Source organism: Dyella halodurans, from assembly GCF_026283925.1.
Taxonomy (GTDB): domain Bacteria; phylum Pseudomonadota; class Gammaproteobacteria; order Xanthomonadales; family Rhodanobacteraceae; genus Dyella; species Dyella halodurans.
Genome location: NZ_JAPDPF010000010.1, coordinates 163,210 through 171,195, shown reverse-complemented (window position 1 = coordinate 171,195; position 7,986 = coordinate 163,210). Strand labels below are relative to the sequence as shown.

At 63.6% G+C, this 7,986-nt stretch carries 8 protein-coding genes; 4 read left to right on the top strand and 4 right to left on the bottom strand.

The window, feature by feature from the left end; translation table 11 throughout:
- Positions 1–337: 337 nt before the first annotated feature.
- On the bottom strand, positions 338–1,549 hold the full coding sequence (gene tyrS, locus OUZ49_RS18690) for a tyrosine--tRNA ligase (RefSeq protein WP_266152119.1): 1,212 nt from the start codon (positions 1,547–1,549) through the stop codon (positions 338–340).
- Positions 1,550–1,732: 183 nt separating this feature from the next.
- Between tyrS and OUZ49_RS18685 the strand changes: the two genes are divergently transcribed.
- Together OUZ49_RS18685 and OUZ49_RS18680 are read left to right on the top strand one after the other, a co-directional pair.
- Positions 1,733–3,172, top strand: coding sequence for an OapA family protein (locus OUZ49_RS18685; RefSeq protein ID WP_266152118.1), 1,440 nt, complete (start codon positions 1,733–1,735; stop codon positions 3,170–3,172).
- Positions 3,173–3,185: 13 nt separating this feature from the next.
- Positions 3,186–4,304, top strand: coding sequence for an anhydro-N-acetylmuramic acid kinase (locus OUZ49_RS18680; protein WP_266152116.1), 1,119 nt, complete (start codon positions 3,186–3,188; stop codon positions 4,302–4,304).
- Here OUZ49_RS18680 and OUZ49_RS18675 read toward each other — a convergent pair.
- The 3 genes from OUZ49_RS18675 to OUZ49_RS18665 form a co-directional block, all read right to left on the bottom strand.
- The gene (locus OUZ49_RS18675; RefSeq protein WP_266152115.1) at positions 4,301–4,600 is read right to left on the bottom strand and encodes a hypothetical protein; all 300 of its coding nucleotides are present in this window, start codon (positions 4,598–4,600) and stop codon (positions 4,301–4,303) included. The two genes, OUZ49_RS18680 and OUZ49_RS18675, sit on opposite strands and share 4 nt — an antisense overlap.
- Positions 4,601–4,697: 97 nt before the next feature.
- Positions 4,698–6,014, bottom strand: coding sequence for an AmpG family muropeptide MFS transporter (locus tag OUZ49_RS18670; RefSeq protein ID WP_266152114.1), 1,317 nt, complete (start codon positions 6,012–6,014; stop codon positions 4,698–4,700).
- Positions 6,004–6,774 carry an exodeoxyribonuclease III gene (locus OUZ49_RS18665; protein WP_266152113.1) on the bottom strand — a complete coding sequence of 257 codons (771 nt, stop codon included), beginning with the start codon at positions 6,772–6,774 and terminating at the stop codon, positions 6,004–6,006. The genes OUZ49_RS18670 and OUZ49_RS18665 overlap by 11 nt, the downstream gene beginning before the upstream one ends.
- A gap of 34 nt (positions 6,775–6,808) precedes the next feature.
- Between OUZ49_RS18665 and OUZ49_RS18660 the strand changes: the two genes are divergently transcribed.
- Complete coding sequence (locus OUZ49_RS18660; protein ID WP_266152111.1) at positions 6,809–7,306, top strand: GNAT family N-acetyltransferase; 498 nt, start codon at positions 6,809–6,811, stop codon at positions 7,304–7,306.
- Positions 7,307–7,329: 23 nt separating this feature from the next.
- Positions 7,330–7,977: an orotate phosphoribosyltransferase gene (pyrE, locus tag OUZ49_RS18655; RefSeq protein WP_266152110.1), complete on the top strand. Its 648-nt coding sequence runs from the start codon at positions 7,330–7,332 to the stop codon at positions 7,975–7,977.
- The last annotated feature ends 9 nt before the right edge of the window (positions 7,978–7,986 follow it).

Here is a 7,986-nt window from a genome sequence, read left to right as displayed (position 1 = left end):
CCACTGCAAGGCGTCCACACAAGTCACCTGCGCACACTGTCAAAGATCTCAATCACTTGCGAACCGTTGCCGTTTTCGCGCCGGAACATTTCGTTCCGAGTGAGCCGCTCATCTTACATCGTTTTCCCTGTCCGTCAACACCTTCAGCGAAGAATTTTTGCTGTCGTTGTTGCCGTTGGAAGACGCTGCCAGCGGCGGGGAGGCGAATAATAGGCAGGCCCCCCCACCTTGGCAAGCAATTTTTGAAATTATTTTTCGTGCTGCGCGTAAGACGTTGTTCTCACGCATAACTCTCTTCGCGAATGCAGCGCGACGAGCTTGCCTTGTCGCGCTCGACTCATGCGGACGTCAACAACACGCGTGCGAAGTTTCGTTTGCCCACCTGCAAAACCGCCTCAAAACCCGGGGAAAACACGCGTTGCGCATCTTCGACGACTTCCGCATCGATGCGCACGGCGCGCTCTTTCAGTTTGCGGTTCGCTTCAGAGTTGCTTGCGGTAAGTCCTGCAGCCGTAAGTAGCGCGGGCAAGCGCAGGCCTTCTGCAGGCACGGCGATTTCCGTCAGCGGCAGCAGGCTGGTATCGCCTTCGCCGGTTACCACGGCATGCCAGCCGGCAATCGCCTGTTCCGCGGCAGCAGCACTATGGAAGCGCGTGGTCAATTCGCGCGCCAGGCGCAGCTTCGCGTCGCGCGGATTAAGCGCACCGCTCGCGATGTCGCGCTTCATCTGCGCGAGGTCGTCGAGCGAGGTCTCGAAGCTAAGCAGCTCGAACCAGCGCCACATCAGTTCGTCACCGATCTTCATGGTCTTGGTGACCATGTCGATGGCGGGCTCATTGATACCTATGTAGTTGCCCAGGGACTTGGACATCTTGTTGACGCCATCCAGGCCTTCCAGCAGCGGCATGGTCAACACGATCTGGGCTGGCTGGCCGTGGTGTTCCTGCAGGGCGCGACCCATCAACAGGTTGAACTTCTGGTCGGTGCCGCCCAGCTCGACGTCGCAGCGCAGCGCGACGGAGTCGTAGCCCTGCACCAAGGGGTAAAGGAATTCGTGAATAGCGATCGGCTGTTGACCGGCGTAGCGCTTGGCAAAGTCGTCGCGTTCGAGCATGCGCGCCACCGTGTGCTGGGCGGCGAGCTTGATCATGTCGGCGGCGGTCATCTGGCCGAACCATTCGGAATTGAAGCGAAGCTCGGTGCGCTCCTGGTCGAGCACCTTGAAGACCTGCTCGGCATAGGTCTGGGCGTTGGCGAGCACGTCGTCACGGGTCAGCGGCTTGCGCGTGACGTTCTTGCCGGTGGGGTCGCCGATCATGCCGGTGAAATCGCCGATCAGGAAAATCACCTCATGCCCCAGATCCTGGAACTGGCGCATCTTGTTGAGCAACACGGTGTGGCCCAGGTGCAAGTCCGGCGCGGTCGGATCGAAACCCGCCTTGATGCGCAGTGGGCGCCCGAGCTTCAAGCGCTCGACCAGCTCTTCCTGCTTGATGATTTCGTCGGCGCCGCGCGCGATGGTGGCTAACGCCTGCTCAAGCTCGTTCATGTATTCCTCGATCCACTGGTTGTCTGGACAGCTGCGAGAGCATAGCTGCCCCCTCTGTGCCGTTAATTGTGCGTTAACCCCAAGGCTCGCGCAAACCATTGATGGAAAAGGCGTTGACGCCCTTTACACAGGGCCGCTATGGTACGGCCCAACTAGAAATTTGTACCTCGGGGAACACCGGGCATGGGTGAGAGTAAAGAGATCGCGCGCGTTGCGCGCAAACAGGCTATGCGCCGCAAGGCGCAGCGTCGTCACTCTCACTTTTATGAGCGTTGTGCGCACTGGTCGTTCGGCTGCCATGGCGAGGCGGAGCCGATTCGCTGGCATCGCGAGCGCTGGATGCTGGCCGGCACGGCCCTGCTGATCACCGCCCTGTCCGGCTTCATCATCCCTGTGTGGGCAAGCGCGATGCGCCCGGACACCGTGTCCACCGCGCACGCCATGCTTCCGCTCGCACTGCCCCGCGCCGCGCCCGAAACCACGCACATACCTACCGTCGAGGACTGGCACATCGTGCAGGTGCAGCCGGGCCAGACGTTGTCCGATATCTTCCAGGGCCAGGGCCTCAGCCTGACCGACCTGCAGCACGTCGTGGATCAAGCCGGCGACACCAAGGCGCTGCACAACATCCGCCCGGGCCAGGAATTCGACTTCCTGCTTGGCAGCGATGGCAGCTTGAAGGGCATCCGCTTTGACAAGGACGAAGCCAGCCGGACGGTCATGCGCTTCGATGGCGACAAGGCCATCGTGACGGCGCAGACGCGCGAAGTGGAACGTCGCGAGCACGTGGCGCACGGCACGATCGACAGCTCGCTGTTCGCCGCCGGCTCCAAGGCCGGCATGAGCACGCAGATGGTGCTCAAGCTCGCCGAACTGTTCAAATACGACATCGACTTTGTGCAGGATCTGCGCGAGGGCGACAGCTTCACCGTCATCTACGACGACGTCTATCGCGACGGCGCTTATCTGCATGAAGGCGAGATCGTCGCGGCGGAGTTCGTGAACCAGGGTGACCGCTACACCGCTTATCGCTTCAAGAAGGACGACGGCAGCTACGGCTGGTTCAGCGAGGACGGTCGTCCGATCCAGAAATCCTTCCTGCGCATTCCGGTGGACTTCACCCGCATCTCCTCGCAGTTCAGCGCAGCGCGCATGCATCCGATTCTTGGTCTGATGCGCGCGCACCAGGGCGTGGACTATGCGGCGCCGACCGGCACGCCGATCCATGCCGCCGGCGACGGCGTGGTCAAGTTCAAGGGCTGGATGAATGGCTACGGCAACTTCGTGATCATCCAGCACAACGGCAGCATCAGCACCGCCTATGGCCACATGTCCAAGTTTGCCGACGAAAGGGTCGGCCAGCACGTGAGCCAGGGTTCGGTGATCGGTTATGTCGGCATGACGGGCCTCGCCACCGGTCCGCATCTGCACTACGAATTCCGCGTCAACAATGTGCAGCGCGATCCGCAGAAGGTGACCCTGCCCAAGCCCGAGCCCTTGCCGGGCGCACAGCTGGCAAAGTTCAAGGCCCAGGTGGTGCAGCCGCAGCTGGCGCGCCTGAAGACCCTGGACGCGAACATCAAGCTGGCCCGCGCCGGCGGCAACAAGCGCAACGACGACTGAGCAACGACTACGCGTGAACGATGCCTCGGCGCTTTATCTCGGCCTGATCTCGGGCACCAGCGCCGACGGCATTGACGCCGCGCTGGTCCGCTTCGAAAACGACACGCCCCACTTGCTGGATGCGCTGACGCATCCGTGGCCGGATGCGCTGCGCGTGCGCATTCTTGCCGTGGCGCAGGATGAAACGCGTCTCGACCTGGATGCCTACGGCCGCCTCGACGTGGCCATCGGGCAATGCTTCGCTGAAGCAGCGGAACAACTGTTGGCGCGCAATCCAGGCGTTCGATCCGGCGTGCGCGCACTCGGCTCGCATGGACAGACCCTGCGCCACCGCCCTTCCGGCGAGCACCCGTTCACCCTGCAGGTGGGCGACCCCTCGGTGATTGCCGAGCGTTGCGGCATCGACGTGGTCGCCGATTTCCGCCGGGCCGACGTGGCCGCGGGTGGCCAGGGTGCGCCGTTGCTCCCCGCCGTCCACGCCATGCTGCTGGCGCAGACGGGCCGCACTCGCGTCGTGCTGAATCTTGGCGGCATCGCCAATATCACCGTGCTTGGCGCTGACGGCAGCGTCGTTGGCTTCGACACCGGCCCGGCGAATGGCTTGATGGATGCCTGGTGCCTGCGTCACCTCGGTGTGCCGTTCGATGCGAACGGCGGCTTTGCCGCTACCGGTCGGGTGGACGAGACGCTGCTGGCCAGTTTGCTGAGCGATCCGTATTTCGCACTGCCACCGCCCAAGAGCACCGGGCGCGAGCATTTCCACTTGGCGTGGCTGGAAACACACCCGCGGGTGGACTCGCTGCCAGCCGCCGATGTACAGGCCACCTTGTTGGAGCTGTCCGCACGCAGCGTGGCAGACGCCATTACGCGCCATGCCGCGGACGCGGTCGACGTACTCGCCTGCGGCGGCGGCGTGCACAACGCGGTATTGATGCGACGACTGGGCGAGGGGCTGGCTCCACGCTCGCTCTCGAGTACGGCCGAGCACGGCATCGATCCGGACTATCTGGAAGCGACGGCATTTGCCTGGCTGGCGCGCCAACGCTTGCTTGGCCTGCCTGGAAACCTGCCTGCCGTCACCGGCGCGCGCGGTCCCCGCGTGCTCGGCGCCATCTACCCGGCTCCGCGTTAGTCGCTATCGCCCAGCGTAAGGTTGCCGGGCGCCAGCTGGGTGGCCGGTGCGCGCGAGAGTGCCTGCATGGCCTCCATGAAGGCGGCCCGCTCCTTGGCATCCCATTGGCCATTCAGGGTGGTGAGATCACCCGGGTCGAGCATGGTCTCGGCGAACAGGTTGGTCGAGGCCATGCCAAGGCCATGCCGTAGTGCATAGAGCACGACGTCATTGATCGACCACTGCCGCTCCTTGGCCAACGCCTTGATGCGCTCGGCCATGGAATTGTCGATATGGCGTATGACGAGGTCCGGCACGGACTTCTCTCCCGGTCACAAGCCCCCTGTGCTGATTATCTTGGCACAGAAAAATGCTCCGGAATATCGATCGATCGGCTGATTTATCTGTCGCGCCCTAGTTGGCTTCGCCGGTCTCGCCGGCCGGGTCGGGTCGGCCGAACCAACGCCACAGGTACAGGAACAACAGGCCGGCCGGCAGCACCGACACCACGGTCAGGATGAAAAAGCTCCCGTAGCCGGTGGCTTCCGCAATGCCGCCCGCGAAGAAGCCCAGCAACTTGCCCGGCAGGTTCACCATCGAGCTCAGCAGGGCGTACTGGGTAGCCGTGTGCTGGCGGTTGACCAGCGACGACAGGAAGGCCACGGTGGGTGGTCCCAGCACGCCCAGGGTGAAGTTGTCGCTGGAGATCACCAAGGTGAGCACCAGCAGGTTGCCGGGATGATCGATCAACCATAAATAAAGCAGGTTACTGATGCCGGCCAGCACGATCGACACGCCAAGCGTGCGCCAGGCGCCCCAGCGAGCCACGGCGGCGCCGCCGACGAAGGCGCCGAGAATACCGATCCAGATGCCGTAGATCTTGGTAATGGTGCCGATCTGTGTCTTGGTGAAACCCATGTCGCGATAGAATGGGCTCATCACTCCACCAATGGTGGCCTGCTCGGGGATCTTGAACAGCAGGATGAAAAGCAGCGTCACGCCCGCCAGGTGCCAGCCGTAGCGGCGGAAGAAGTCGGCGAAGGGCTCGATGACGCTTTCGCGCATGGCCGCGCCCCAACTGTGGGGCCTCACGCGGGTAACTTGCGGCTCCACGGCCCACAAGGTGGTGGCTATCGGCACGATCATCGCGGCCGCCAGGATCAGATAGACCCTCTGCCAGGCCATATGGTCGGCCAGGATCAGTGCCACCGCACCAGCCACAATCAAGGCGATGCGATAGCCCAAGGCATAGGTGGCTACGAGTGCGCCCTGTTCGGCCACGGGAGCGATCTCGATGCGGTAGGCATCGACGGCGATGTCCTGGGTGGCGCCAAAGAAGGCCACCACCAGCGTCGCCGCCACGAATGGCGCGAGCTGAGACGGCGTCAGCAAGGCCATGCCGATCAGGCCCGCGACGACACCTAGCTGGGCGAGCAATAGCCAACCGCGGCGCTGACCCAGGTGGCCGAAGCCAGGCAGGCGCCAGTGATCCAGCAGCGGTGCCCACAGGAATTTGAAGGCATAGGTCATCCCCGCGCTGGCGATCATGGTGATGTCCTTGAGCTCGATGCCCCTTTCCTTGAGCCAATAAGCCAAGGTGCCAGCCACCAGCAGGAACGGCAGGCCGGAGGAAAAACCGAGCAGGAACATCGTCCAGGCGGCGGGCTGCGTGAACGCGTGCCACACCGATACCTTGGCCGACTTGCCGGCCGCAACGGCCTTATTCGGCATAGTCGACCGTATAGGGTGCGTGGTCCGAGAAGCGCTCGTCGCGATAGATCGAGCAGTCCTTCAGCCGTGCGCGCAGTGATGGCGACACGACCTGGTAGTCGATCCGCCACCCCACGTTGTTCGCACGAGCCTGGCCACGATTGGACCACCAGGTGTATTCCACCGCGTCCGGCTTGATGGCGCGGAAACTGTCCACCCAGCCGCGCTGCTGGAACAGCAGATCGAGCCACGCACGCTCTTCGGGCAGGCAGCCCGAGTTCTTCTGGTTGGACGACCAGTTCTTGATGTCGTTCTTGGTGTGGACGATGTTCCAGTCGCCGCTGATGACGTAATCGCGGCCGCTCTTGAGCCACTTGTCGAAGATCGGCGTGATCCACTCCATCGCCTTGAACTTGAACTGCTGGCGTTCATCGCCGGAAGAACCCGACGGAAAATACAGCGACACCACGGAGAGCTTGCCAAAACGCGCCTCGATGTAGCGGCCCTCGTTATCGAACTCGTCCCAGCCCAACTCGGTCAACACCTTGTCCGGCTCACGCTTGGCGTAGATCGCCACGCCGCTATAGCCCTTCTTGCTGGTGGCATCCCGATAGAAGCAATGGTGGCCATCGGGGCGGAACATCGGATCACTGAGCTGGTCTTCCTGCGCCTTGGTCTCCTGCAGGCAGACCACGTCCGCGTTCTGCTTGCGCAACCACTCGAACACACCCTTGTTGGCGGCCGAACGGATGCCATTGGCGTTGAGACTGATGATGCGCATGCGGGCTCCTAGGTGATGCGCCATCATACCAACCATGCATAACGAGCCCGATATCCGTGTAGCCCCCGTGGAGGCCTCGCACCGACCGGCGCTGCTGCGCCTGCGCGTGCATGAGCCGCAGCGCGATTTCGTGGGCGATATCGCCAGCCTGCTGGCCGATGCCGACAGCTGCCCCAGCAGCGAACCCATGACGATACTGCACGGCGACACGCCGATCGGCTTCTACCGCATTGAAACGCAGGCGCGCTGCATCACTGGCGGGGACTTCGCCCGCCCTACCCTGGGCCTGCGCTCCTTTTTCATCGACCGCCAATGGCAGGGACGGGGCCTGGGCGCGCCCGTGCTGGCCGCCCTGTTGGGCGACCTTGCCCTGCGGCATCCGCAGGCGCGCGATCTCGTGCTCACCGTGAACGTGCGCAACACCGTGGGCATCGCGCTTTATCGCCGCGCCGGCTTTGTGGATACCGGCGAGTTGTACCATGGCGGCCGTTCCGGGCCGCAGCACCTGCTGGTGCGCGCCCTTTCCGTCTGACACCTTATCGAGAGAACCCTGCCGTGCACGACTACCAGCGTGATTTCATCGACCTCACCCTGCAGCGCGAGGTGCTGCGCTTCGGCGATTTCACGCTCAAGTCCGGGCGCCAGAGTCCTTACTTCTTCAATATGGGCCGGATCGATTCCGGTGCCGCGCTGGCCCAGCTCGGTCGCGCATACGCGGCGGCGGTGGTGAACTCGGGTATCGCCGTCGACATGCTGTTTGGCCCGGCCTACAAGGGCATTGCGCTGGCCGCTGCCACGGCCATCGCGCTGGCCGATCAGCACGGCCGCGACCTGCCCTGGGCCTATAACCGCAAGGAAGCCAAGGACCACGGCGAGGGTGGCGTGCTGGTCGGTGCACCGCTCAAGGGTCGGGTGCTGATCGTCGACGACGTGATGACGGCCGGCACGGCCGTACGCGAATCGCTGGCGCTCATCCGCGCCCAGGGCGCCACGCCGGCCGGCGTGCTGATCGCACTGGATCGCCAGGAGCGCGGCCAGGGTGAACTGTCTGCCGCGCAGGAAGTCACCGCCGAATTCGGCATCCCGGTCATCGCCATCACCAGCCTTGGCGATGTGCTGGCTTATGCCGGCGAGCGCCCTGAGCTGGCCACGGAGCATGCGCGGCTGGTGTCGTATCGCGAGCGCTACGGCGTCAACGGCTGACCGTGGTGC

What these genes read in the sequence shown, in the direction of transcription:
- tyrS (WP_266152119.1), bottom strand. Translation starts at nt 1,549, where the DNA reads ATGAACGAGCTTGAGCAGGCGTTAGCCACCATCGCGCGCGGCGCCGAC.
- OUZ49_RS18685 (WP_266152118.1), top strand. Translation starts at nt 1,733, where the DNA reads ATGGGTGAGAGTAAAGAGATCGCGCGCGTTGCGCGCAAACAGGCTATG.
- OUZ49_RS18670 (WP_266152114.1), bottom strand. Translation starts at nt 6,014, where the DNA reads ATGCCGAATAAGGCCGTTGCGGCCGGCAAGTCGGCCAAGGTATCGGTG.
- OUZ49_RS18665 (WP_266152113.1), bottom strand. Translation starts at nt 6,774, where the DNA reads ATGCGCATCATCAGTCTCAACGCCAATGGCATCCGTTCGGCCGCCAAC.
- OUZ49_RS18660 (WP_266152111.1), top strand. Translation starts at nt 6,809, where the DNA reads ATGCATAACGAGCCCGATATCCGTGTAGCCCCCGTGGAGGCCTCGCAC.